Below are 23,779 nucleotides of genomic sequence, written 5' to 3' on the forward strand. Positions count from 1 at the left end.
TTTTCTGAGCTGACCTGAGCGGCGAACCTGTGTGACAGACGTGCACACATGAACGAAGCGGAGCGGAACGGACCCATGGGACGAGCGGAAGAAAGACGAGCGCGGCAGCGCGGTGGTCGACGTGCCGCGCCCAAGCGCCGTTCGTCACGGGCGGTCGCGAGCGGCAGCGTCGGCGCCGAGAAGAGCCTCATACGCAGGCTGTTCACCTGGAAGAAGATCCTGGGCACGTTCCTCGGCTTCTGCCTCCTCGGCATCGGCGCCTTCATCGTGCTGTACATGATGGTGGAGGTCCCCGAGGGGAACGCCGACGCCCAGCTCCAGAGCAACACCATCAAGTACAGCAACGGCGACGTCCTGGTCCGGGACGGCAAGGTGAACCGCGAGAACGTGGAGCTCGCCAAGATCCCCAAGAAGGTCCAGCTCACGTTCGTCGCCGCCGAGAACAAGACCTTCTACCAGGACTCCGGCGTCGACCTGAAGGGCACCGCCCGCGGTCTGCTCAACACGCTGTCCGGCAAGGGCAAGCAGGGTGGTTCGACGATCACCCAGCAGTACGTCAAGAACTACTACCTGACCCCGGACCAGACGGTCACCCGCAAGCTCAGGGAGCTGGTGATCTCGCTCAAGGTGGACCGCCAGAAGTCCAAGGACGAGATCCTCGAGGGCTACATCAACACCAGCTACTACGGCCGCGGCGCCAGCGGCATCCAGGCCGCCGCCCAGGCCTACTACCGCGTCGACGCCGACAAGCTCACCGTCGAGCAGGGCGCGTATCTCGCCGCGCTGCTCCAGGCGCCGAGCCAGTACGACTGGGCGGTCGCCTCGGACACCGGCAAGAGGCTGGTCAAGGCACGCTGGAACTACGTCCTCGACAACATGGTCGAGGAGGGCTGGCTGGACGCCGGTGAGCGCGCCGAGATGAAGTTCCCGTACCCGAAGAAGCAGCGGGCCGAGGCCGGGCTCAAGGGGCAGAAGGGCTACTTCGTCAAGCTCGCCAAGCAGCAGCTCGTCGCGCAGCTGATGAGCCAGGACGGTCTCACCGAGGACGAGGCGCAGGCGCAGGTAGACAAGGGTGGCTGGACCATCACCCTGAACATCGACAAGAAGAAGCAGGCCCAGCTGGAGAAGGCCGTCAAGGCCCAGCTGACCGACAAGCTCGACCCGAAGAAGCGCAAGGTCGACAAGGACATCCAGGCCGGCGCGGTCTCCGTCGACCCCAAGACGGGGAAGATCGTCGCCCTCTACGGCGGCGTGGACTACATCAAGCACGACTACAACAACGCCAACCGCGAGGACTACCAGCCCGCGTCGACGTTCAAGCCGGTCATCCTGGCCGCCGCCCTGGAGGAGGGCGCCAAGACCCAGGACGGCAAGGAGATCGGCGCGAGCACGGTCTACGACGGCACGAGCAAGCGGCCCGTCAAGGGCAGCGACATCGCCTTCGCCCCGGAGAACGAGGACGACACCGACTACGGCGACGTCACCGTCCAGACGGCGATGAACAAGTCCATCAACTCCGTCTTCGCGCAGATGGGCGTCGACGTCGGTATGGACAAGGTCCTGGACACCGCCGACAAGCTCGGCATGGACACCGGCGACCTGAAGCCACTGCCCGCCTACACCCTCGGCACCATGGGCGCGAGCCCGATCCAGATGGCCTCCGTCTACGCCACCCTCGACAACCACGGCAAGAAGGTCACCCCGACCATCATCAAGTCGGCCGAGCGCAACGGCAGCGAGGTCAAGATGCCGGACCCGATCGGCGAGCAGGTCATCAGCCGCGAGACCGCGGACACGGTGACCTCGGTGCTGACCGGCGTGGTCGACGACGGTACGGCCAAGACGTCCGTCCGGGACAACCCGCTGCGCGACGGCCAGGAGGTCGCGGGCAAGACGGGTACGTCCGACGACAACAAGTCGGCCTGGTTCACCGGCTACACCCCCGACCTGGTCACCTCGGTCGGCCTGTTCGGCGAGAACCACGCCAAGCCGGGACAGGCCAAGATGTACGGCGCCGGCGGCTTCGACCGCGTCAACGGCGGTGGCTTCCCGGCGCAGATCTGGGCGGCGTACATGTTCGGCGTGACGTCCACGTCCGCCGAGTTCGACCTGGACACCGACCAGGGCGCGGCGGTCGAGCCGTCCTGGACGCCGTCGCCCACCCAGTCGGCGACGCAGACGCCGACCGAGGAGCCGACGACGCAGGAGCCGACGACGGAGCCCCCGACGCAGACTCCTACGCAGACGCCCACCCAGACGCCGACGCAGACGCCCACGCAGACTCCGACCCAGACGCCGACGACGAGACCGCCGACGGACGGCCTTCCGGAGGATCCGGTGGATCCGGCGGACGGACAGTAAGCACAGAGAGAGGGCGCCCGGTTTTCACCGGGCGCCCTCTCTCCGCGTCCACGGGCTCTAGCCGCTCGCTGTGTCCACGGGCCCTAGCCGCCTCGGTTCAGCTCGAACCAGACGACCTTCCCGGTGCTCAGCCGGGTCGCCCCCCACCGCCGTGCCAGCCGGTTGACGAGGTACAGGCCGCGTCCGCCCTCGTCCGTGGCCCGGGCCTGCCGCAGTCGCGGCAACTGGGGCACGTCGTCGCCGACCTCGCAACGCAGCACATCGGTCCGCAGCAACCGCAGTGTCACCGGTCGCGAGGTGTAGCGCACCGCGTTGGTGACGACCTCGCTGACCAGCAGCTCCACCGAGTCGCTCATCTCCTCCAGGCCCCAGCGCGACAAGGCCCGCCGGGCCAGTCGCCGGGCCCGGCCCGGTGCCGCGTCCTCCGGCTCCAGGAACCAGTACGCCACGTCGCTGGGCGCGATCCCGTCGAAGCGGGCGGCGAGCAGCGCGATGTCGTCGTCCCGGTCGCCGGGGCCGAGCATGTCGAGCACCTCGTCGCAGAGGGCCTCAAGGGGCGGCGGATGATCAGGGCCGGTCAACTGGGCGGTCGCGGCGAGCTTCTCGCGCAGCTGCTCTATGCCGGTCCACACGTCCCGCAGCCGGGACTCGACGAGCCCGTCCGTGTAGAGAAGCAGGGTCGCCCCGGCCGGGGCGTCCAGCTCCACGGCCTCGAAGTCGACGCCGCCGACACCGATCGGGGCGCCCGGGGGCACCCGCAGCACCTCGGCCCGGCCACCGAGGTGGAGCAGGACCGGCGGCGGATGGCCGGCGTTGGCGATGGTGATCCGGTGCGAGACCGGGTCGTAGACGGCGTACAGGCAGGTCGCCATCCGGTCCGTGCCGAGCCGCTGAGCCTGCTCGTCGAGGTGGTGGAGCACCTCCTGCGGGGGCAGGTCGAGCCCGGCCAGCGTCTGGGCGGTGGTGCGCAGCTGGCCCATGATCGCGGCCGAGGTCATGGAGTGACCCATCACATCGCCGACGACCAGCGCGACGCGGCTGCCCGGCAGCGGGATGGCGTCGTACCAGTCGCCGCCCACGCGCGCGGTCTCGGCGGCCGGCAGATAGCGGGAGGCCAGCCGGACGCCGGTGGGGCGCGGGAGGGTCTCCGGCAGCATCGTGCGCTGGAGTTCGTCGGCGATGTAGGCCTCACGGCCGTACAGCACCGCCTTGTCGATGCCCAGGGCGCTGTGCGTGGCGAGCTGGGCGGCGACCAGGAGGTCGTCCGGCTCGAACGCGATGCGGTCCGGGCGGCGCAGGAACAGCGCGGCGCCGATGACCCGGCGCCGGCCGCGCAGCGGGGCGAGGATCGCCCGCTGGCCTGCGGGCACGATCAACTCGCCGCCCTCGCCGAGCAGTTCGGGCAGCGCGGCGCGGGCCGCGGGAGAGTCCGTGAACACCGGGCGGACGCCCCGCAGCACCTCGGCGAGCGCACCCCCGGTCCGCACCTCGCACAGCTCGGCGGTGACGGCGGACAGCTCGGTCAGCTCCGTCGGCTCCGGCTGGAGCGCGGGCGAGACGAAACCGCCCTCGGTGTCCCGCTCCTCCGGGATGCGGTCCGTGCGGCGCAGCCGCAGCACCAGCGGGCCGGTGGGCCGCTCGTCGCCGACCGGCAGCGGGTCGCGCAGATAGACGAGGATCGCGTCGGAGAACGTCGGCACGGTCGCCCGGCACAGCCCCATCACGATCTCGTCGAGGTCGATGCCGCGGGCGATCCGCCGGGTCGCCGCGCCCACGAAGCGCAGCCGGTCCCCGTCCCGTCGCATCGGCGTGGGCCGGCCGGGCGGCAGGCCCTGGCCGGTACGCCGCTCACTGGACGCGGAGTCGCCTCCGGTCTGGGCCGGGATCACGTCGGGCAGCTCGGACACGGGCCTCGGCCGGTGGGTGTCGGGCTCGGCGGCGACCGTGGGCTGGGAGTGCTCGGGGTCACTGCCGGGCGGCGGTGTGGTCATGTCGGATCCGGGAGCGGGCGTCTCGCCGGCCCGGGCTTGTACCGGTAAGGCGCTGTGCGGGGGCGTGGAGGCACGCAGGAGCGCCCCGCGAGGGTCCGCGGGGTCGGCGCCCGTCTGGGGGCGCTCGAACGAGGTGGGCTGCTCCGTCACGCGTGTCGATTCCGTCCGTTGGGGGCTGCGCGCCGTGCGTGCAGTTCGTCCCGCAGAAATGCCGATACCCGGATTACCTGCCCCAGGAACGGAATTCCCGCGTGGTCAGAGGCAGTTCCTGTGCCACGGCCGGACCGTCCGACCGCGCCCGTGTTGCCCTCGTACCCCTCGATCACGTCCTGCCGCCCCTCGGTGACGAATGGTCAAGCTCAGTGCGCGCTCCGGTAGTTGCCGCCGCGCGCTCTTGCGGAGGACGATCCTACGTTTGTTGCCCGGGGGCGCATCAAGGGTCTCATGAGGACACGTGCGCGGGCGTACGGTCCCAGTCTTCCGGGAGCAACGGTACGGCCCAGGACGGATCCGGGCGCCAGTGCTGCCAGCCGTCCGAGAACGGCCGGCCCCAGGCGCGGATCACCTCCACCGCGGACCGGCCCGCCGCCAGCACCTGTTCGGCCTGTCCGGCGTCCATCAGGCCGTCCCGCTGGGCCTGCGCGAACTCGTCCTCGTCGCGCCAGTGCCAACTGCGGTCCGGGTGCACGGAGATGTCCAGGAAGTGGTCCTCGGAGTCCACCCCGCCGTCCCAACGCGTCAGCGGCGTCTCGAGATTCACGTACCAGTTCTTGAACTGCCAGCCCGGCTCCCAGAACAGCCACACCGACCAGGGCTCGCCGGGCCGCGCCAGCTTCAGCACGCCCGTGCCGAACCAGCGGTCGCGCTGGACGGCACGGGGCTTGGTGTATCGCGTCTCCAGCGGCTCCGCGTGCACGGGCGTGCCGTCGGCGAGCACCGGCTTCACGCACTCGGTGCCCGGCGCCATCCACACGGCGAGCAGCTCGCGGTCGTCCCGCACGACGGTCACAGGGCGTGCGATGTGGAAGCGCTCGCCGCCGTTCTCCCGGTAGCGCCACAGGATCTGACTCCCGGGCTCCCAGAAGGACGCCGCCGTACCCGCTTCCGCCGCTCTCACCGCTCCACCCTCTGCCATGCACAGATATTAGGTGCCATGGGCATACGACGCTGCGGCACGCGTCACGGTTCTCCTGGGCGGCGAGTGTTGTTACGGATGCGTCATCCGCAGGACATCCAGTGCCTCGTCGAGCTGTTCGAGGGTGAGATTCCCCCGCTCCACGTACCCGCCCTCCAGGACGACTTGACGAATGGTCTTGCGGTCCGCGAGCGCCTTCTTGGCGACCTTGGCGGCCTCCTCGTACCCGATGTACTTGTTGAGCGGGGTGACGACGGAGGGTGACGACTCGGCGTACTCGCGCGCGCGATCGCGGTGCGCGACGATCCCGTCGACGGTCCGGTCGGCGAGCAGCCGGGAGACGTTGGCGAGCAGCCTGATCGATTCGAGCACGTTCTTCGCGATGACCGGCAGCATCACGTTGAGCTCGAAGTTCCCGGCGGCGCCGGCCGTGGCGACGGTGGCGTCGTTGCCGATGACCTGGGCGGAGACCATGAGCACGGCCTCCGGGATGACGGGGTTGACCTTGCCCGGCATGATCGAGGACCCCGGCTGGAGATCGGGGAGCGAGATCTCGGCGAGCCCGGTCCGCGGCCCCGAGGCCATCCACCGCAGGTCGTTGGCGATCTTCGTCAGCCCGACGGCGATGGTCCGCAGCTGCCCGCTGGTCTCGACGATCCCGTCCCGCGCGCCCTGCGCCTCGAAGTGGTCGCGGGCCTCGGTCAGCGGCAGCCCGGTGACGTGGGCGACCTCCTCGATGACGGCGGCGGAGAAGCCGGGCGGCGTGTTGATGCCGGTCCCGACGGCGGTGCCCCCGAGGGGCAGCTCGGCGAGCCGGGGGAGGGACGCGTAGAGCCGCTCCACGCCGTACCGCACCTGGGCGGCGTACCCGCCGAACTCCTGCCCCAGGGTCACCGGCGTGGCGTCCATGAGGTGGGTCCGCCCGGACTTCACGACGTCGGCGAACTCCTCGGCCTTGCGTGAGAGGGACCCGGCGAGATGCTCCAGGGCGGGGATGAGATCACGGGTGACGGCGGCGGTGGCGGCGATGTGGATGGAGGAGGGGAACACGTCGTTCGACGACTGCGAGGCGTTGACGTGGTCGTTGGGATGCACGTCCCGACCCAGCCGCTCCGTGGCGAGCGTGGCGATGACCTCGTTGGTGTTCATGTTGGACGAGGTCCCGGACCCGGTCTGGAACACGTCGATGGGGAAGTGCTCGTCCCAGTCCCCGCGGGCGACCTCCTCGGCCGCCTCCTGGATCGCCTCGGCGACGTCCTTGTCGAGCACTCCCAGCCGCCCGTTGACCTTGGCGGCGGCCCCCTTGATCCGCGCGAGGGCCTCGATGTGCGCCCGCTCGATCCGCTGCCCGGAGATGGGAAAGTTCTCGACGGCCCGCTGCGTCTGCGCCCGCCACTTGGCGTCGACGGGGACGCGGACCTCGCCCATGGAGTCGTGCTCGATGCGGTATTCGCTCATGACGGGTACAGCGTGGGAGAGCGGGCGGTTGTTCCGCCCAGGGCGTTCGTCGCCACCCCTTGATGGGGCCGCAGGCCCCATCAAGGGCGCGGGGAACTGCGCGACCAGCCCCCACCGAACCCGCAGCCGAAGCAGCCGGGGTCCAAGGGGCGGAGCCCCTTCAGGATGGGACGGGTAGGGGCGGCGGGGGCGAGGAAAGCCCGCCGCCGCACCCGAAGAACTACGCCAGCCCGGGGCCCCGTACCGGAATCGTCGTGAACGTAGGCGCCGGGGCCGGGTCCTGGAAGAAGTCGTTGCCCTTGTCGTCGACCACGATGAACGCCGGGAAGTCCTCGACCTCGATCTTCCAGACCGCCTCCATGCCGAGCTCCTCGTACTCGACGACCTCGACCTTCTTGATGCAGTCCTGGGCGAGGCGGGCGGCGGGGCCGCCGATGGAGCCGAGGTAGAAGCCGCCGTGGGTGTCGCAGGCCTTGGTGACCTGGGCGGACCGGTTGCCCTTGGCCAGCATGACCTTCGAGCCGCCCGCCGCCTGGAACTGCTCGACGTAGGAGTCCATGCGGCCGGCCGTCGTCGGGCCGAAGGAGCCGGAGGCGTAGCCCTCGGGGGTCTTCGCCGGGCCCGCGTAGTACACCGGGTGGTCCTTCAGGTACTGCGGCATCTCCTCACCCGCGTCGAGCCGCTCCTTGATCTTGGCGTGCGCGATGTCACGGGCCACGACCAGCGGGCCGGAGAGGGAGAGGCGGGTCTTGACCGGGTACTTCGTCAGCTCGGCGAGGATCGCCTCCATCGGCTGGTTGAGGTCGATCTTGACGACGTCACCGGCCTCGTCGAGGTGCTCGTCGGTCGTCTCCGGCAGGAACCGCGCCGGGTCCGTCTCCAGCTGCTCCAGGAAGACACCCTCGGCCGTGATCTTCGCGACCGCCTGACGGTCGGCGGAGCAGGAGACGGCGATGGCGACCGGGCAGGACGCGCCGTGCCGGGGGAGGCGGACCACCCGTACGTCGTGGCAGAAGTACTTGCCGCCGAACTGCGCGCCGATCCCGATCTTCTGCGTCAGCTCGAAGACCTTCTCCTCCAGCTCCTTGTCCCGGAAGCCGTGCCCCAGCTCCGAGCCCTCGGCCGGGATCTCGTCCAGGTAGTGCGCGGAGGCGTACTTCGCCGTCTTCAGCGCGTACTCGGCGCTCGTACCGCCGACCACGATCGCCAGGTGGTACGGCGGGCAGGCGGCCGTACCCAGCGAACGGATCTTCTCCTCCAGGAACTTCATCATGGAGGCCTCGTTCAGGACGGCCTTCGTCTCCTGGTAGAGGAAGGACTTGTTGGCGCTGCCGCCGCCCTTCGCCATGAACAGGAACTTGTAGGCGCCGCCGTCGGTGGCGTACAGCTCGATCTGCGCCGGGAGGTTCGAGCCCGTGTTCTTCTCGTCCCACATGGTCAGCGGGGCCATCTGCGAGTAGCGCAGGTTCAGGTTCTGGTAGGCGTCGTAGATGCCCTTCGACAGGGCCGCCTCGTCACCGCCCTCGGTGAGGACGTTCTGGCCGCGCTTGCCCATCACGATCGCCGTACCGGTGTCCTGGCACATCGGCAGGACGCCCGCCGCCGCGATGTTCGCGTTCTTCAGCAGGTCGAGGGCGACGAACTTGTCGTTGCCCGACGCCTCGGGGTCGTCGATGATCCGGCGCAGCTGGGCCAGGTGGGCCGGGCGCAGGTAGTGCTGGATGTCGTGGATCGCCTCTTCGGCGAGCTTGCGCAGCGCCTCCGGCTCGACCTTGAGGAACGTGCGCCCGTCGGCCTCGAAGGTGGAGACACCCTCGGAGGTCACCAGCCGGTAGGGGGTGGTGTCCTCTCCCATGGGGAGCAGATCGGTGTACGCGAACTCAGGCATCTCAGCCCATTCCTCACTTGGACGACGGCGGCCGGCCTCCGTTGGCAGGCCTCACCAGCCTAGAACCTGTCCAAGCCGGGAGGCTTGTGAGGTAAGGCTCAGTTCGCCGGCACCCGGTTTTCCACAGGCATACGGTTCTCCACAGGCCTAGTCGCGATCTATCGCGTTTGGGTACGCTGCTGCCGTGGACCTTCAGAAGCAGGACCTGCAGCAGCCGACTCCGCCCGTCGCCACCGACCTGCGCGCCTCCGACGCCGACCGCGACCGCGTCGCGGACATCCTGCGCGAGGCACTCGCCGAGGGCCGGCTCACGGCCGACGAGCACGCCGAGCGCGTCGAGGGGGTGCTCGCCGCGAAGACCGTGGGTGAGCTGGACGTCTTCATCCAGGACCTGCCGGCCGCGCACACCCGCCGGGAGACGGCGACGACGTACGCCGTGGCCCCGAACCGCCCGACCGCGGGCGCCGTCCCGGTCGACCCCGACGAGAACGTGGTCGCGGTGTTCAGCACCGCCGTCCGCAAGGGCCGCTGGCGCGCCGGCCGCCGTATCCACGCGTACGCGATCTTCGGCAGCGTCGAGATCGACCTCAGCGAGGCCCTCTTCGAGTACCAGCAGGTCGTGGTCAAGGCGATCTCGGTCTTCGGCAGCATCGAGGTCCGCGTCCCGGAGAACGTGTCGCTGCGCGGCACCGGCGGCGGCGTCCTCGGCAACTTCGAGGTGCACACCCTCGACGCGGCCGACCCCGAGGCCCCGGTGGTCTACGTGGACGGCTGGGCCGTCCTCGGCAACATCGAGGGAAGGCCCCGGCGCGGCAAGCTCGTCGCGGACATCCTCGATCGCGTCCAGCACAAGGTCGACAGGAGTTTGCGCAAGCACCTGGACCGTTGACGGTTGTGAATCCGTCACCGGATCCGACGCCGCCCGAAGCGAGTCGGCCCCCTCACAGCCCACTCACAGTCCTGCGCGGCACCACCCGGAATCCAGCGGTTCGGAACTCAGTGCATAGGCACGCGTACAACGGGTAGGCCTTGCTGCATCGTCTCTCGCTCGCGAAGCCGTCGTCAGGAGTAGACCGTGCTGCAACCGCCGCATTCGTCCCTGCAGGTAGCTGTTGTTCCGGCTCAGCGGGTGCCAGTGCGAGACAGGGACCAAGACGCACCATGGCACACCGAGGCGGTGTGCCGCCGCGACGAGGCCGGCCTGTTCTTCGCCCCCTCCAAAGAACCCACCGCGGCGCGCCTCTCCCGCGAAGAAGCCGCGAAGCGGGTCTGCGCCCGCTGTCCCGTCATGGTCGAGTGCCGCGAGCACGCCCTCCTGCAACCCGAGCCCTACGGCGTCTGGGGCGGCCTGACCGCCGCGGAACGCCGCGTGGTCCTGGCCCGGCGCCGCCGCCGCGACATGGAACTGAAGAAGGCGGCCAGGACGACGGACCGCATAGCGCAGGCAGGTTAGGCAGTAACGACAAGGGGCGCCCCCACCGCACCGGGGGCGCCCTCTGCTGTCACCGGGCCCTGCAACGCCCTTCACGGGCGCGGGGCTGTGTCAATGTGCGGCTCCGCCGCGTGGGCGCGACCAACCACAACGAACCCGCAGCCGCCGACGCACAGGCCCCCCGGGCTCCTAGGCGCCCCCCACCTACTTCGCCCGATCAAAGTCAATCGCGCTATAGGCCCGCAGCTTGCTCAACCGGTGCTCGGAGTCGATCCTGCGCACCGTCCCCGACTTCGACCGCATCACGATCGAGTCGGTCGTCGCGGTCTCCGACCGGTACCGCACACCCCGCAGCAGCTCCCCGTCCGTGATCCCGGTGGCGACGAAGAACACGTTGTCCCCGGCGACCAGGTCGTCCGTCATCAGCACCCGGTCGAGATCGTGCCCGGCGTCGATCGCCCGCGCCCGCTCCTCGTCGTCCTTCGGCCACAACTTGCCCTGGATCGTGCCCCCGAGGCACTTCACGGCGCAGGCCGAGATGATCCCCTCGGGCGTGCCGCCGATGCCGAGCAGCATGTCGACGCCGGTGCCCTCGCGCAACGCGTAGATGGAGCCCGCCACGTCACCGTCGGAGATCAGCTTGATCCGCGCGCCGGCCTCCCGGATCTCCTTGATGATCCCCTCGTGCCGCGGCCGGTCGAGGATGACGACCGTCACGTCCTCCGGCGTGGACCGCTTCGCCTTGGCGACCCTCCGGATGTTCACGGACACCGGCGCGTTGATGTCGACGAAGTCGGCGGCCTCGGGTCCGGTGACCAGCTTGTCCATGTAGAACACGGCGGACGGGTCGAACATCGACCCCCGGTCGGCCGCGGCCAGCACGGCGATCGCGTTCGGCATGCCCTTGGCCGTCAGCGTCGTACCGTCGATCGGGTCGACGGCGATGTCGCACTCGGGACCGGTGCCGTCACCGACCCGCTCCCCGTTGAAGAGCATCGGCGCCTCGTCCTTCTCGCCCTCGCCGATGACGACCACGCCGTTCATCGACACGGTGGAGACGAGGGTCCGCATGGCGCGCACCGCGGCACCGTCGGCGCCGTTCTTGTCGCCGCGCCCGACCCAGCGGCCCGCGGCCATCGCGGCGGCTTCGGTCACCCGGACGAGTTCCAGGGCGAGGTTGCGGTCGGGGGCTTCACTGGGGACTTCGAGTTCGGACGGCAGATGATGATGCTCGGTCATCGAGGCGCACCTTTCTGATACGACGACGGCCGGATGAGGGTTCGATCCTCGACTCTATCGTCAGTCCGACAAAATGAGCAGGGGACCCCACGGATGAGCGGGCCGGGCACCTGCGACGATAGGGGGCGTGGCAGGTTCGTATGGCAGAAGCGGCAAGCAGAAGACGGTCCGGGACATGGTGCTCTCCCTGGGCCTGATCGGTCTCATGGCGGGGGTCATCTACCTGTTCATCCCGCACGACGACTCCGATCCCGAGGTGAAGCAGGTCGACTACCGCGTCGAACTGCTCACGGCGCGCCGCGCGGCCTCGTACCCGGTGCTCGCGCCCGAGGGCCTGTCCGCCGGCTGGAAGGCGACCTCCGTCCGGTACGACGGCGCCGACGCGGAGTCCTGGCACCTGGGCTTCTCCACTCCGGGCGGTGAGTACGCGCAGATCGAGCAGTCGGCGACGCAGAAGCCGGGGGCGTTCATCGACACCGCCAGCCAGGGCGGCGAGGAGACGGACACCACCTCGAAGATCGGCGGCCGCACCTGGACCCGCTACGACGGCGGCCGCTACGACGCGCTCGTCCACCAGGGCGACGGCGCGACGACCGTACTGGCCGGCACCGGCGGCTGGGACCAGCTGACGCAGCTGGCGAAGACGCTGAAGGCCAAGTGACCCGAAGCGCATGAGGAAGGCCCCCGGCTTCATGCCGGGGGCCTTCCTCATGTCCAGGTGGATCAGACCGTCGTGACGACGTCGTCGTAGGCGAGGCGCGGCGAGCGCGGGTACGCGGCGTTCTCGCCCGGCTTGCCGATGTTGACGACCATCAGCGGGGTGTGGTCGTCGTCGAGGAACTCCTTGCGGACGCCCTCGTGGTCGAAGCCGGTCATCGGGCCGGCGGCGAGACCGGCGGCGCGGACGCCGACGATGAAGTACGCGGCCTGGAGTGCGGCGTTCATGCGGGCGGCGGACTCACGGACCGGGCGCTCGCTGAAGAAGAGGTCCTTGGCCTGCGGGAAGGCCGGGAAGAGGGCCGGCAGCTCCTCGTGGAACTCGTTGTCCGCGGAGAGGATCGCGACCAGCGGGGCGGAGGCCGTCTTGGCCTGGTTGCCCTCGGCCATGTGCTGCACCAGGCGCTCGCGGGCCTCGGCGGAGCGGACCAGGGTGATGCGCAGCGGGGTCTGGTTGAAGGCGGTCGGGCCGAACTTGACCAGGTCGTAGATCGCCTGGACCTGCTCGTCCGTCACCGGCTCGTCGGTGAAGGCGTTCGCGGTGTGGGCCTCGCGGAACAGCAGGTCCTGAGCGGCGGGGTCAAGAACGAGAGACATGCGGTGAACCTTCTCGGGTGGTACGGCGGGTCCGGGGTGCCGGACCGGCTGACGCGAAGGACTCTACGCGATTTAGGTTGAACATTCAACGAAAAGCGGGGCGTGGTGATCCGCTTCACAGAGCCGCTTCGCAGAGCCGCTTCACCGATCCGCTTCACAGATCACACGCGAAACCGTCAGGCGTCGGAGTCCTCGGTGTCCTCGGCGTCCGCGTCGCCCCCGGAGCCGGCTTCCTCCTCCTCGGCCAGCGCCGCGTCGAGCCGCGCCCGTGCCCCCTCCAGCCACCGCCGGCACACCTTGGCCAGCTCCTCGCCCCGCTCCCAGAGCGCGAGGGACTCCTCCAGCGTCGTACCGCCCGCCTCCAGCCGTCGTACGACGTCGATCAGCTCGTCCCGCGCCTGCTCGTAGCCGAGCGCCTCATCCACCTTGCTGCTGGTCATGCGCCCACCCTAAGAGTCGACTCGGACACTGAACTCACCCTCGGACACCCGCGCCCGCAGCACCTCGCCGCCCGTGACCTCCTCGGGGTCGCGCACGACATGGCCGTCGGCCTTCTGCAACACCGCGTACCCGCGCTTCAGGGTCGCCGCGGGCGACAGCGCCACCACGCGCGCGTGCGTGTGCGTCAGCTCGGACTCGGCGCGGTCGAGGTGGTGCCCGAGGCAGCGCCGGGTCCGGTCGACCAGGGAGGCCACATGGTCGGCGCGCTCGTCGATCATGCGGTGCGGGTCCTCTATCGACGGCCGGGCCAGCGCGTGCGCCAGCCCGCGCTCCTCCCGCTCGATGAACCCCTCCACGCACCGCCGGGCGCGGTCCCGCAGCATCCGCACCCGCTCGAACTCCTCACCCACGTCCGGTACGACCTTCTTGGCGGCGTCGGTGGGCGTGGAGGCGCGCAGGTCGGCCACGTAGTCGAGGAGCGGGGTGTCCGGTTCGTGCCCGATCGCGGAGACGACCGGGGTACGGCAGCCGGCGACGGTCCTGACCAGCTGCTCGTCGGAGAACGGCAGCAGATCCTCGACGCTGCCCCCGCCCCGCGCGACGATGATCACGTCCACCGCGTCGATCTCGTCCAGCTCCTTGACCGCCTGCACGACCTGCGGCACCGCGTGCACCCCTTGCACGGGCACATTGCGCACCTCGAAGCGGACGGCGGGCCAGCGGTGCCGCGCGTTCTCCAGCACGTCCCGCTCGGCGGCCGACGCCCGCCCGCACACCAGCCCGATGAGCTGCGGCAGGAACGGCAGCGGCTTCTTCCGCTCGGCCGCGAACAGCCCCTCCGCGGCCAGCGCCTTCTTCAACTGCTCAAGACGCGCGAGCAGTTCACCGACGCCCACGGGCCTTATCTCGGCGGCCCGCAGCGACAGCTGCCCCCGCGGCGCGTACCACTCCGGCTTCGCCAGGACGACGACCCGCGCGCCCTCGCTCACCACGTCGGCGACCGCGTCGAACACCTGCCGGTAGCAGGTGACGCTCACCGAGATGTCGTACGACGGGTCGCGCAGCGTCAGGAAGACGACGCCGGCGCCGGGGCGGCGGGAGAGCTGGGTGATCTGGCCCTCCACCCACACGGCCCCGAGCCGGTCGATCCAGCCCCCGATGAGCCGCGACACCTCACCGACGGGGATGGGGGATTCCGCGGACGTGTTCACAGCCATGCCGGTGAGCGTAACCGCAGGCACCGACACCGAGGCGTGAGCCGCCGAGCCGGTGGCATGTCCCCGGGGCGGCGAGGGGGCCTCACCCGTCGGCGCCCACCCGACCTCGCTGCCCGACCAGCACCGCCACCCCCACCACGAACCACACCGCCCCCACGACCTGCGCCGCCCCCGACGCCTCCACGATCACCGCGATCGTGATCGCCGCGCCCGCCACCGGCATCGCCACATGCCGCCACCAGCTCACCGGGCCCCCGGCCCGCCGTACCGCGAACCAGCTCACCACGCTCGCGTGCAGCAGCGTGAACGCCGTCAGCGCGCCGATGTCGACCACCGACACCAGATGGTCCATGCCGTCGTCCCGGCGGGCCGCCCACACGGCCGCGACCAGCGTGATCACGGCCGCGCACAGCAGCGCCACCCGTGGCACGCCCGCGTCCGTCCTGGCCAGGGCCTTCGGCAGGCGCCGGTCCCGGCCCATCGCGAACAGCAGCCGCCCCGCCGCTGCCTGCCCCGCCAGCGCCGCGAAGGCCGCGCCGACGGCCTTGCTGACGGCCACCAGGTCGTGCAGCCAGGTCCCCACCGACACGTCGACGGCGTCGTAGAACGCGGACCCCTGCTTGCCCGGGTCGGCGGCCAGTTCGGCGGACGTGACCGGCTCAAGGAGCGCCACCAGATACGTCTGCGCCACGAACAGCACACCCGCCAAGGCCAGGCAGAACAGCACGGCCCGCGCCACCTTCTCCGAGCCGCCGGTGACCTCCTCGGCGAAGGACGCGATCGCGTCGAAGCCCAGGTAGGACAGGACCGCCACCGACACCGCCCCGATCACCGCCGTCAGCGCGAACGCCCCCTGCGTGCCGTCCCCCGACAGCGGCGACAGCCAGCCGCGTTCCGCGCCGTCGCGCGCGAGGACCACGACCGCGGAGACCACGAAGACCAGCAGCACCACGATCTCCATCGCCAGCACCAGGAACCCGACCCGGGCCGCGGCCCGTACGCCCCACAGGTTCAGCAGTGTCGTGACGACGACCGCGAGAGCCGTCCACACCCAGCGCGACACCTCCGGCACCAGCGCGTTCATCGCGATCCCGGAGAACAGGTACGCGACGGCCGGGATCAGCAGATAGTCCAGCATCGCCATCCACCCGGCGACGAACCCCGCGTCCTTGCCGAGCGCCACGCGCGCGTAGGCGTACACCGAGCCCGCGCGGGGGACGACCCGCACCATCTGCGCGTAGCTGAAAGCGGTGAACGCCATCGCCACCGTGGCCACGACATAGACGAGCGCGACCGCGCCGTGCGACTTGGCGTCGAGCGTGCCGAACACGCCGACGGGCGCCATGGGGGCGATGAAAAGCAGCCCGTAGACCACCAGGTCCCGGAAGCCGAGGCTGCGTCGCAGGTCGTGGCCCGTGCCGGGCGCCCGGTTCGCCGTGCCGGTCTCGGACATCGATGCCTCCGCCAGTCGCCTGTCGTCGCGCGTTTCCCGTCCTTCACACTTCCCGGCCAGTCTCGCCGCCCACGCGATCTTTGACCCGTCGAGCGCGGCCTTACGATGGGACGCATGACTGCTTCGCCTGGCCGCCGTGTCCTGCTCGCCGCCCCCCGGGGCTACTGCGCGGGCGTCGACCGCGCCGTGATCGCCGTCGAGAAAGCCCTGGAGCAGTACGGCGCTCCGGTGTACGTCCGGCACGAGATCGTCCACAACAAGTACGTCGTGCAGACCCTGGAGAAGAAGGGCGCCATCTTCGTCGAGCGCACGGAGGAGGTGCCGCCCGGGAACATCGTCATGTTCTCGGCGCACGGCGTCGCCCCCGTCGTCCACGAGGAGGCCGCGCGCGGCAAGCTCGCCACCATCGACGCCACCTGCCCGCTGGTCACCAAGGTCCACAAGGAAGCCGTCCGCTTCGCGAACGAGGACTACGACATCCTCCTGATCGGACACGAGGGCCACGAAGAGGTCATCGGTACGTCCGGCGAGGCCCCCGACCACATCCAGCTCGTCGACGGCCCCGCCGACGTGGCCAAGGTCGAGGTCCGCGACGAGTCGAAGGTGGTCTGGCTGTCCCAGACGACCCTGTCCGTCGACGAGACCATGGAGACCGTCGACGCGCTCAAGGAGAAGTTCCCGCAGCTCATCTCCCCGCCCAGCGACGACATCTGCTACGCCACGCAGAACCGTCAGCTCGCGGTGAAGCAGATGGGCGCCGAGGCCGAGCTGGTCATCGTGGTCGGCTCCCGCAACTCCTCCAACTCCAAGCGCCTGGTGGAGGTCGCCAAGCTGGCGGGCTCCCGCGAGGCCTACCTGGTCGACTTCGCGAGCGAGATCGACGAGGCCTGGCTGGAGGGCGTGACCACGGTCGGTGTCACCTCCGGCGCGTCCGTGCCCGAGGTGCTGGTCGAAGAGGTCCTGGAGTTCCTCGCCCAGCGCGGTTACGGCGACGTCGAGCTGGTGAAGGCGGCCGAGGAGTCCATCACCTTCTCGCTGCCCAAGGAGCTGCGCCGCGATCTGCGCGAGGAGGCCGCGGCCCTGGTCGCGGAGCGCAAGGGCACCTCCGGGGAGTGACCGTCAGTCGTCCGTCGTAACGTAGGGCCATGCAGATCTTCGGCGTGGACATCGGTGGATCCGGGATCAAGGGCGCCCCTGTGGACCTGGCGAGGGGCGACCTCGCCCAGGAGCGCCACAAGGTGCTGACCCCGCACCCGGCGACCCCGGACTCGGTGGCGGACGGGGTGAAGGAGGTCGTCGACCACTTCGGGTGGACGGGGCCGGTCGGGCTGACCTTCCCGGGCGTGGTCACCGGCGGCGCCACGATCCGTACGGCGGCCAATGTCGACAAGAGCTGGATCGACACCGACGCGCGGGCGCTGTTCAGCGAGCGGCTCGGCGGTCTGCCGGTGACGGTGGTCAACGACGCGGACGCGGCGGGCGTCGCCGAGATGGAGTTCGGCGCCGGCCACGGCCGCCACGGCACCGTCATCCTGCTGACCTTCGGCACCGGCATCGGCAGCGCGCTCTTCGTCGACGGCGTCCTCGTCCCCAACACCGAGCTGGGCCATCTCGAACTGCACGGCCACGACGCCGAGAAGCGTGCCTCCAGCAAGGCCAGGGAGGACGGCGAGCTGACCTGGGAGCACTGGGCCCGCCGGGTGCAGAAGTACCTCGCCCATGTCGAGATGCTCTTCTCGCCCGAGCTGTTCGTCATCGGCGGCGGCGTCAGCCGCAAGGCGGAGAAGTTCCTGCCGCACATCGAGGGCATCAAGGCGGAGATCGTCCCGGCGCAGCTGCAGAACAACGCGGGGATCGTGGGAGCGGCGATGCGGGCGGCGAAGCAGTAGCTCAGTAGGGGCGGCGGTTCGCGCGCCGCCGGCGGGCCATCAGGCTGGCTTTTCGTACGGTCACGATGAGGCCGGCGATCAGCGTTCCCCCGTACAGCCACCCGGCCTGGGTGGCGAGGGCGGTCACCAGGCCCATCAGGCGGCCCCCGACGCCTTCCCCGTCGGCGACCGGCACCAGGCCGGCCGCGAAGGCGATCGGCACCACCACGGGCGCGGTCGCGAGATCGCCCCGCCGGACCCAGACGGCCGTCAGCACGCACACCGGCAGGAACAGCACCCCGTACGCCGTCAGCGACGAGCCGAACAGCAGCCCGTCCAGCGCGCCGAGCGCGAGCATGGCCGCCCCGCAGAACAGTCCGCCGCCGAGGCCGGTGAGCCGGGGGTTGGGGAAGCGGCGGACCGCCTGGACCACGGGCGGGGCCGGACGTCGTACGGGCGCCGCCGCGGCAGGACGGCGCCCGCCGCGGGCCGCCTGCGGGGGCAGGGAAGGCCTCTCGCGGCGCGCTCGGATGTGCGGGGGTCGCGTCCTGTGTTGCTCCACTGGACCAACTTAGGTCGGTTTATGTGCAGAATCCCTCCTCAGACACGCCGAGGGGCGGACCTTGGCCAAGCGTTCGACTCGTCGCCGGGGCGGGGCCGTGCACGCCGTAGACTGGTGGATCGGCCCGCCAGGGCAGGCCTTGCCCCAGCCCTCGTCCACTCCTCTCCTCCTCACGTACGGGAAGTCGCAACGTGTCGCTCACGATCGGAATCGTCGGTCTGCCGAATGTCGGCAAGTCGACCCTGTTCAACGCCCTGACCAAGAACGACGTGCTCGCGGCCAACTACCCGTTCGCCACGATCGAGCCCAACGTGGGTGTCGTGGGCGTCCCGGACGCGCGTCTGACGAAGCTGGCCGAAATCTTCGGGTCCCAGCGCATCCTCCCGGCGACCGTCGACTTCGTGGATATCGCGGGCATCGTGCGCGGCGCGAGCGAGGGTGAGGGCCTCGGGAACAAGTTCCTGGCCAACATCCGCGAGTCCGACGCGATCTGCCAGGTCATCCGTGCCTTCAAGGACGAGAACGTCGTGCATGTCGACGGCAAGGTCTCGCCCAAGGACGACATCGAGACGATCAACACCGAGCTGATCCTCGCCGACCTCCAGACCATCGAGAAGGTCCTGCCGCGCCTGCAGAAGGAGTCGCGGATCAAGAAGGACGTCGCTCCGAAGGTCGCGGCGGTCGAGGCGGCCAAGGAGATCCTGGAGAAGGGCGACACCCTCTTCTCCCAGGGCCTGGTCCAGGGCAGCGAGCGCGCCGAGCTCCTGCACGACCTGCACCTGCTCACCACCAAGCCCTTCCTCTACGTCTTCAACGTCGACGAGGACGAGCTGACCGACGACGCCTTCAAGGACGAGCAGCGCGCCCTGGTCGCCCCCGCCGAGGCGATCTTCCTCAACGCCAAGCTGGAGGCGGACCTCGCCGAGCTCGACGAGGAGGACGCGCTGGAGCTCCTGGAGTCGGTCGGCGCCGAGGAGCCGGGCCTGGCCACCCTCGCCCGCGTCGGCTTCAACACCCTCGGCCTGCAGACCTACCTCACGGCCGGCCCCAAGGAATCCCGCGCCTGGACCATCAAGAAGGGCGCCACGGCCCCCGAGGCGGCCGGTGTGATCCACACCGACTTCCAGAAGGGCTTCATCAAGGCGGAGGTCATCTCCTTCGACGACCTCGTCGAGACCGGCTCGGTCGCCGAGGCCCGCGCCAAGGGCAAGGCGCGCATGGAGGGCAAGGAGTACGTCATGCAGGACGGCGACGTCGTGGAGTTCCGCTTCAACGTGTAGCGGCTGACGTATCACCACGTCGCTGATCTGGCAAACATGCAGGTCAGAGAGGGTCCGACTCTTCGGGGTCGGGCCCTTAGTTTTTTCCCGTGCTGGGATGGTGCTGGGATAGCTGACCCCTCGTCACCTGTCGTCATCCCTGGTCATCCGTACCGTGCTGGGATCGTGCTGGGGTGGGATGAGGGTGCCTGTGCTGGGATTCGGGCAGCGATCTGCCTGATATGAGGGTGGGTGGGAGGGGCTTCACCCACACGTCTTCTTCGCGCCCCTGGGCCGTGTGGATTCCGACCGTAGCACTTTTCCTACTCGTTTGACACAATCGGAGGTATGGCTGAGACGACGTACAGCATCGGGGAAGGCCCGGCGACGCGGGTGAGTCTGTCGCTGCCGGAGGGGACCGCGGAGGCGATCCGGGCAAGGGTGGGGAAGCGGGAGTTCTCCGCATTCATCACGGAGGCGGTCGAGCGTGAGCTGCGCGGGCAGGTCCTGGACGAGTACCTGGCGGACTACGAGAGCCGCAAGGGGCCGGTCTCCGAGCCGGCTCGTCAACGGGCGCGGCAGGTCTTCGACGAGGTGTTCGCCGAGGAGGCCGAGTGGCCCGCCGCAGGCTGAGTCACGAGGGGACGCTGGTCCTCGACAGCGAGGGACTCTCGAAGCTGCTCGCTGACGAAGAGCAGGTGGTGGCCCTGATCGCTGAGGCGCGGTCGCGCGGCATGGAGGTCGTGATCAGTGCGCTCACCATCATCGAGGCCGTCCACGCGCGTACGAACAAGTCCCGCCTGAACTGGGTGCTTTCCGGGCTGCGGGTCGTCCCGGTCGGTGACGAGGAGGCGAGAGCTGCCTCGAAGTTGCTGATGAATGCCGGCTTGCACGGACACAAGTACGCGATCGACGCGGCCGTTGCCGAGGCCGCGCTGCGACAGCACCGCCCCGTGGTCATGCTGACTTCCGATATTGACGACATGGCCAAGCTGTGCGGCGATCGGGTCCGGCTCGTGGCGGTGTGATTTCCCCTTGTCCGCTTTCTGCCTTTCGGCGGTTGGTCAGTGAGTGGCGGTGGGGCTACCAGTATTCGGCGGATCACCGGTTTCGGTAACCGGCGATCCGCCGCTATGTTGCCGCTCTTCCGCCTCTTGGTGAAATTCCGTAGGTCGTGGGCGGAGCCAAGGCTCAATAGGAGTGGGGCCCGTAGGGGCTCCAGGGGCCGAGGAAGGGTTTGAGGTCGTCGCCGCTGGGCTTCGGTGGCGTCGGCAGTTTCGGCGCTGAGACCGATTCGGTGAGGTGTTGGAGATGCGTGTCCGCGAACGCCAGCCACGCCTCGATCTCGGTCCGCTCCTGCCCTGGCGGCAGTGATGTGGCGTGGTCGCGTACTGCTGTGATGTATTCGGTCAGGCGGCTGGCCTGATACCAGGCGTCTGCCTGTTCTCCGAGGTGTTTGACGCGGTAGGCGTGGGCGTAGGCGGCGCGGGCTTCGTGTATGGCGGCTTCCCAGCGCCTCTGCTGTGCCTCTCTGGCTTGCTGGTCTGCAAGGCGTTTACGTTCCGCGGCTTCGCCGCGGAGGCCGACCTCTTGCACGATCTCGGCGAGTTGTTCTTCCAGAGGCCGGTCGGGGAGGTCGGTCCATTCGCTGGCGCGGTGCGGGCTGCCGCCGCGGAGCATGAAACGCAGGCGGCTAGAGGGGGTGTAGTCGAAGCGGGGGATGCGCATCCATGAGTGCTTCTTGGCGTCGGCGAGTTCCTTGTCAGTGGGGACGTGTTCGCTGCGGTCTTGTTCTTGAAGGACGAGGAATCCGACACTCTCACCTTGCGCGGTAATGGTGAAGTGTGGTGGTGCCTTGCGGCGCCGATGGGGTGGGGGAGCGCCTTGTGTGGTTCCGAGCGCTGCCTTGTGGCCGAGTGCTTCGGTGGCCGTGATGAGGGTTTGGATGATGCGCAGGGCTCGGCCCTGGAGGGGTTTGGTCAGGCCCATGGGCTGCGGCTGCTTTTGGAGGGCGGCCACGACGGCATGGGGTTTGGTGAGTCTGGCCGGCACAGGGAGTGGGGTGAGTTCCGCGAGGCGCCAGGCAGGGATGTCGACCAGCTTGATCTCGTAGCCGCGGTGGGTGCGGTACCCGTACAGCTCCTGCGTGTGGGGGATCTTGCCGGACTTGCGGGCGGCGTTGACCCGAGACGCCCAATTCACCGCGCGCGGGCCGGATTCGATGGGCTTGATGAGACAGCCGTCGTTCGCAGCGGCCAGTTCATCGAGTAGTTGGTCCGCGTAGTTCGCAAGGGCCTTCGGCGCGGCTCTGGGGCGCGGCGGTGCCGGCTTTCGAGCGGGCCGTTCCGGCGGTCGGGTGCTCTGCTCCACGGGGCGGATGCCGCGGTCGATGAGATGCTGCCGCCCCTTCTCGGTGAGGTGGGCGCTCCATTGCCCGCGGCGCTTGGTGATCTTGATGAGCCCTCGGTTCTGCAGGGCCTGTCCGCTGGTCTTGTACGTGCTGTCCGGCCAGGCTCCTTCGGGACACCCCTGGCCCACCCAGTCGAGCACGGCCCGCTGCCGCTCGTTGAGAGTCTGGTCCATGTAGCCTCCCGCCGTTCCCTGGGTGCGCTGTCCCCGGCGACAATGCCCGCCGCCCCTGCGGGAATTCGCGGCCGCTGAGAGGACCCCTCGTTCGGATGAGAGGTACCGGAAGGCGCGCTAACGGCGAGAACAGTTCTTCTGGGACTGATGCGACCGTCTCCCACGCTGGGAAGACTTGATAGAGGACCCCGGGATCAGCGATCGGCCGACCAGTCTGTCGTCGTCGACAGTCGGCCAGCCTCGCACGGCCCACAGGCGGCCCGATCGAACCTCTCCCATGGGGCTCTGACCGTGTTTTTCCCATGGCCATGGCCGTGCGGCATCATCACCTGTCATGGATCCCGCCGTCACAGCCACGCTCATCACCACCCCCACCGCCATTTTGGCCGCCGCAGTGGCCTACGCCGCGGGGAGCGCCCAGGGGCGCGGGAGCGTGGACGCCGTCCGCCGCCAGCAACAGCGCGAGGTCTATGCCGCATTTCTCACCGCGGCCCGGCGGCACAAGGCGGACATTGCGGAGGCTCTCGCTCACGCCATGGAGATACACCTCGCGCGCGCTGCCGGCGAGCCGCTTAGCCCTGCAGAGGAGGAGCAGCGGCGCGAGGCGATCGCGGCCACCGCCCGAGCTAATCCCTTGGACGAACCAGCCGCCTTGGTGTTCCTTGAAGGACCTGACGAACTCGCCTATGCAGCCCTCCTCATCGATCAACACGCCAAATCGACGCGCATGCTCCTGGCAGCGACGCCGGAACATGCAGGCACCATGTCTCGAATCCATGGGCGGCCGATGACAGTTCACGACGAGTGTCGTCGGCTTGAGGGCGCCATCCACAGATTCACGCTCGAAGCCCAAGCGCACCTGAACGGCACCGCATTACGGCATCGTCGACACCAGAGGCGGTTGATGCGCCGCCTCTGGCCTGTCGAACCTTGACCGCGGCGATCACTGCGGCAGAAGGCCGGGTTTCTCCTGTCCGTCTCGGTTTCTGTATGTGCACCTGCGTTGCGGTTCCTCTGGTTCAGTTTCGGAGGGTCACTCGTGGTGTTCAGGTGGAATACGCCGAGGTCGATTCGATTGCCGCAGTAGCCGGCCAGTACGTTGCTGGCGGCTTGCCAGGTGTGGGTGCGGCTGGTGGAAGTCGCCGCGCCGCGGGTGAACGACAAACGCGTCGATGCCACCACCGGCGAGCGTAAGCGGATCTCCTCGAAGATTCTGCCGCTGAGTTGCCGCAAGTTGCCGAAGATCCCGGCGTCCTGCCGCTGCTTTATCTGCACGGCCTGCAGTTCGGAGACTTCGTGCCCGCGTTGGAGCAGTGCCTCGGTTGTCGTGGGGCGATGACCATGCTGCCTTGCAGACCCGCGACCTGTCGCCGGCCGACTACGTCTCCGTATGAGCCGATCCTGTGTGTTTCAAGGTCCGCCTGGGCCAGGCGGACCTTGCGTGCTGGTGCTGATGCGCCTGGACGGCTCCAAGGAGCTGATCGCGCTGGCCGAGGGCCTGCGCGAGTCGAGCGAGTCGTGGGCGGATGTGCTGCGGGACGTGCCCGCCCCGCGCAACCCCCGGCGGTAAGCGGCAGA

The 23,779-nt window shown here is 69.4% G+C and carries 21 protein-coding genes and 1 pseudogene; 11 read left to right on the forward strand and 11 right to left on the reverse strand.

Going from position 1 to position 23,779, the window contains the following annotated elements; all coding sequences use genetic code 11:
* Window positions 1-75: 75 nt before the first annotated feature.
* On the forward strand, window positions 76-2,361 hold the full coding sequence (locus ACFUO4_RS21830) for a transglycosylase domain-containing protein (RefSeq protein ID WP_383487120.1): 2,286 nt from the start codon (window positions 76-78) through the stop codon (window positions 2,359-2,361).
* 83 nt (window positions 2,362-2,444) lie between these two features.
* Here the strand turns inward: ACFUO4_RS21830 and ACFUO4_RS21835 are convergent, their stop codons facing one another.
* From ACFUO4_RS21835 to ACFUO4_RS21850, 4 genes are all read right to left on the reverse strand, one after another.
* Window positions 2,445-4,502: a SpoIIE family protein phosphatase gene (locus ACFUO4_RS21835; RefSeq protein WP_079308064.1), complete on the reverse strand. Its 2,058-nt coding sequence runs from the start codon at window positions 4,500-4,502 to the stop codon at window positions 2,445-2,447.
* A 292-nt stretch (window positions 4,503-4,794) separates the two neighbouring features.
* Window positions 4,795-5,487, reverse strand: coding sequence for a DUF402 domain-containing protein (locus tag ACFUO4_RS21840; protein ID WP_079308066.1), 693 nt, complete (start codon window positions 5,485-5,487; stop codon window positions 4,795-4,797).
* A gap of 72 nt (window positions 5,488-5,559) precedes the next feature.
* Complete coding sequence (locus tag ACFUO4_RS21845) at window positions 5,560-6,945, reverse strand: class II fumarate hydratase (RefSeq protein WP_383487124.1); 1,386 nt, start codon at window positions 6,943-6,945, stop codon at window positions 5,560-5,562.
* A gap of 220 nt (window positions 6,946-7,165) precedes the next feature.
* On the reverse strand, window positions 7,166-8,833 hold the full coding sequence (locus ACFUO4_RS21850) for a fumarate hydratase (RefSeq protein ID WP_383487127.1): 1,668 nt from the start codon (window positions 8,831-8,833) through the stop codon (window positions 7,166-7,168).
* A gap of 184 nt (window positions 8,834-9,017) precedes the next feature.
* Here ACFUO4_RS21850 and ACFUO4_RS21855 point away from each other — a divergent pair, with 184 nt between their 5' ends.
* Both ACFUO4_RS21855 and ACFUO4_RS21860 read left to right on the forward strand, forming a co-directional pair.
* A complete protein-coding gene (locus ACFUO4_RS21855; protein WP_383487130.1) occupies window positions 9,018-9,722 on the forward strand; it encodes a DUF1707 domain-containing protein in 705 nt (234 codons plus the stop codon).
* Between the two features lie 186 nt (window positions 9,723-9,908).
* Complete coding sequence (locus tag ACFUO4_RS21860; RefSeq protein WP_079083058.1) at window positions 9,909-10,286, forward strand: WhiB family transcriptional regulator; 378 nt, start codon at window positions 9,909-9,911, stop codon at window positions 10,284-10,286.
* A 183-nt stretch (window positions 10,287-10,469) separates the two neighbouring features.
* Here ACFUO4_RS21860 and glpX read toward each other — a convergent pair whose 3' ends face one another.
* Window positions 10,470-11,504, reverse strand: coding sequence for a class II fructose-bisphosphatase (glpX, locus tag ACFUO4_RS21865; RefSeq protein WP_079308074.1), 1,035 nt, complete (start codon window positions 11,502-11,504; stop codon window positions 10,470-10,472).
* 127 nt (window positions 11,505-11,631) lie between these two features.
* Between glpX and ACFUO4_RS21870 the strand changes: the two genes are divergently transcribed.
* On the forward strand, window positions 11,632-12,165 hold the full coding sequence (locus ACFUO4_RS21870) for a DUF4245 domain-containing protein (RefSeq protein WP_383487135.1): 534 nt from the start codon (window positions 11,632-11,634) through the stop codon (window positions 12,163-12,165).
* A gap of 62 nt (window positions 12,166-12,227) precedes the next feature.
* On the opposite strand, the gene ACFUO4_RS21875 is transcribed toward ACFUO4_RS21870, so the two are convergent.
* The 4 genes from ACFUO4_RS21875 to ACFUO4_RS21890 all read right to left on the reverse strand — a co-directional run bounded on the left by ACFUO4_RS21875 (window position 12,228) and on the right by ACFUO4_RS21890 (window position 15,929).
* Entirely contained in the window at window positions 12,228-12,818 is a 591-nt protein-coding gene (locus tag ACFUO4_RS21875) for a malonic semialdehyde reductase (RefSeq protein ID WP_383487138.1), read from the reverse strand.
* Window positions 12,819-12,994: 176 nt separating this feature from the next.
* On the reverse strand, window positions 12,995-13,258 hold the full coding sequence (locus ACFUO4_RS21880; protein WP_383487141.1) for an exodeoxyribonuclease VII small subunit: 264 nt from the start codon (window positions 13,256-13,258) through the stop codon (window positions 12,995-12,997).
* A gap of 9 nt (window positions 13,259-13,267) precedes the next feature.
* A complete protein-coding gene (gene xseA / locus ACFUO4_RS21885; RefSeq protein WP_383487144.1) occupies window positions 13,268-14,476 on the reverse strand; it encodes an exodeoxyribonuclease VII large subunit in 1,209 nt (402 codons plus the stop codon).
* A gap of 82 nt (window positions 14,477-14,558) precedes the next feature.
* Window positions 14,559-15,929: an APC family permease gene (locus ACFUO4_RS21890; RefSeq protein ID WP_383487147.1), complete on the reverse strand. Its 1,371-nt coding sequence runs from the start codon at window positions 15,927-15,929 to the stop codon at window positions 14,559-14,561.
* Between the two features lie 105 nt (window positions 15,930-16,034).
* Between ACFUO4_RS21890 and ACFUO4_RS21895 the strand changes: the two genes are divergently transcribed.
* Entirely contained in the window at window positions 16,035-17,045 is a 1,011-nt protein-coding gene (locus ACFUO4_RS21895) for a 4-hydroxy-3-methylbut-2-enyl diphosphate reductase (RefSeq protein ID WP_079308082.1), read from the forward strand.
* Window positions 17,046-17,074: 29 nt separating this feature from the next.
* Window positions 17,075-17,818 carry a polyphosphate--glucose phosphotransferase gene (ppgK, locus tag ACFUO4_RS21900; protein WP_079308084.1) on the forward strand — a complete coding sequence of 248 codons (744 nt, stop codon included), beginning with the start codon at window positions 17,075-17,077 and terminating at the stop codon, window positions 17,816-17,818.
* A gap of 1 nt (window position 17,819) precedes the next feature.
* Here the strand turns inward: ppgK and ACFUO4_RS21905 are convergent, their stop codons facing one another.
* Window positions 17,820-18,359 carry a DUF6542 domain-containing protein gene (locus tag ACFUO4_RS21905; RefSeq protein WP_383487150.1) on the reverse strand — a complete coding sequence of 180 codons (540 nt, stop codon included), beginning with the start codon at window positions 18,357-18,359 and terminating at the stop codon, window positions 17,820-17,822.
* Between the two features lie 191 nt (window positions 18,360-18,550).
* On the opposite strand from ACFUO4_RS21905, the gene ychF reads away from it, so the two are divergent.
* From ychF to ACFUO4_RS21920, 3 genes are all read left to right on the forward strand, one after another.
* Window positions 18,551-19,639: a redox-regulated ATPase YchF gene (ychF, locus tag ACFUO4_RS21910; RefSeq protein ID WP_079308088.1), complete on the forward strand. Its 1,089-nt coding sequence runs from the start codon at window positions 18,551-18,553 to the stop codon at window positions 19,637-19,639.
* Between the two features lie 327 nt (window positions 19,640-19,966).
* The gene (locus ACFUO4_RS21915; protein WP_383487154.1) at window positions 19,967-20,251 is read left to right on the forward strand and encodes a hypothetical protein; all 285 of its coding nucleotides are present in this window, start codon (window positions 19,967-19,969) and stop codon (window positions 20,249-20,251) included.
* Window positions 20,233-20,646 carry a DNA-binding protein gene (locus tag ACFUO4_RS21920; protein ID WP_383487157.1) on the forward strand — a complete coding sequence of 138 codons (414 nt, stop codon included), beginning with the start codon at window positions 20,233-20,235 and terminating at the stop codon, window positions 20,644-20,646. The genes ACFUO4_RS21915 and ACFUO4_RS21920 overlap by 19 nt, the downstream gene beginning before the upstream one ends.
* A gap of 163 nt (window positions 20,647-20,809) precedes the next feature.
* Here ACFUO4_RS21920 and ACFUO4_RS21925 read toward each other — a convergent pair whose 3' ends face one another.
* Window positions 20,810-22,201: a hypothetical protein gene (locus tag ACFUO4_RS21925; protein WP_383487160.1), complete on the reverse strand. Its 1,392-nt coding sequence runs from the start codon at window positions 22,199-22,201 to the stop codon at window positions 20,810-20,812.
* 334 nt (window positions 22,202-22,535) lie between these two features.
* Between ACFUO4_RS21925 and ACFUO4_RS21930 the strand changes: the two genes are divergently transcribed.
* On the forward strand, window positions 22,536-23,135 hold the full coding sequence (locus ACFUO4_RS21930) for a hypothetical protein (RefSeq protein WP_383487163.1): 600 nt from the start codon (window positions 22,536-22,538) through the stop codon (window positions 23,133-23,135).
* 198 nt (window positions 23,136-23,333) lie between these two features.
* Window positions 23,334-23,738 (forward strand): annotated as a pseudogene (locus ACFUO4_RS21935) (IS256 family transposase); the annotation flags it as partial.
* Window positions 23,739-23,779: the final 41 nt, after the last annotated feature.

The sequence above is a fragment of the Streptomyces sp. NPDC057280 genome, assembly GCF_042668605.1.
In the GTDB taxonomy this organism is placed as follows: domain Bacteria; phylum Actinomycetota; class Actinomycetes; order Streptomycetales; family Streptomycetaceae; genus Streptomyces.

What these genes read in the sequence shown, in the direction of transcription:
- ACFUO4_RS21830 (WP_383487120.1), top strand. Translation starts at nt 76, where the DNA reads ATGGGACGAGCGGAAGAAAGACGAGCGCGGCAGCGCGGTGGTCGACGT.
- ACFUO4_RS21840 (WP_079308066.1), bottom strand. Translation starts at nt 5,487, where the DNA reads ATGGCAGAGGGTGGAGCGGTGAGAGCGGCGGAAGCGGGTACGGCGGCG.
- ACFUO4_RS21845 (WP_383487124.1), bottom strand. Translation starts at nt 6,945, where the DNA reads ATGAGCGAATACCGCATCGAGCACGACTCCATGGGCGAGGTCCGCGTC.
- ACFUO4_RS21850 (WP_383487127.1), bottom strand. Translation starts at nt 8,833, where the DNA reads ATGCCTGAGTTCGCGTACACCGATCTGCTCCCCATGGGAGAGGACACC.
- glpX (WP_079308074.1), bottom strand. Translation starts at nt 11,504, where the DNA reads ATGACCGAGCATCATCATCTGCCGTCCGAACTCGAAGTCCCCAGTGAA.
- ACFUO4_RS21875 (WP_383487138.1), bottom strand. Translation starts at nt 12,818, where the DNA reads ATGTCTCTCGTTCTTGACCCCGCCGCTCAGGACCTGCTGTTCCGCGAG.
- ACFUO4_RS21880 (WP_383487141.1), bottom strand. Translation starts at nt 13,258, where the DNA reads ATGACCAGCAGCAAGGTGGATGAGGCGCTCGGCTACGAGCAGGCGCGG.
- xseA (WP_383487144.1), bottom strand. Translation starts at nt 14,476, where the DNA reads ATGGCTGTGAACACGTCCGCGGAATCCCCCATCCCCGTCGGTGAGGTG.
- ACFUO4_RS21890 (WP_383487147.1), bottom strand. Translation starts at nt 15,929, where the DNA reads ATGTCCGAGACCGGCACGGCGAACCGGGCGCCCGGCACGGGCCACGAC.
- ACFUO4_RS21895 (WP_079308082.1), top strand. Translation starts at nt 16,035, where the DNA reads ATGGGACGCATGACTGCTTCGCCTGGCCGCCGTGTCCTGCTCGCCGCC.
- ppgK (WP_079308084.1), top strand. Translation starts at nt 17,075, where the DNA reads ATGCAGATCTTCGGCGTGGACATCGGTGGATCCGGGATCAAGGGCGCC.
- ACFUO4_RS21915 (WP_383487154.1), top strand. Translation starts at nt 19,967, where the DNA reads ATGGCTGAGACGACGTACAGCATCGGGGAAGGCCCGGCGACGCGGGTG.
- ACFUO4_RS21925 (WP_383487160.1), bottom strand. Translation starts at nt 22,201, where the DNA reads ATGGACCAGACTCTCAACGAGCGGCAGCGGGCCGTGCTCGACTGGGTG.
- ACFUO4_RS21930 (WP_383487163.1), top strand. Translation starts at nt 22,536, where the DNA reads ATGGATCCCGCCGTCACAGCCACGCTCATCACCACCCCCACCGCCATT.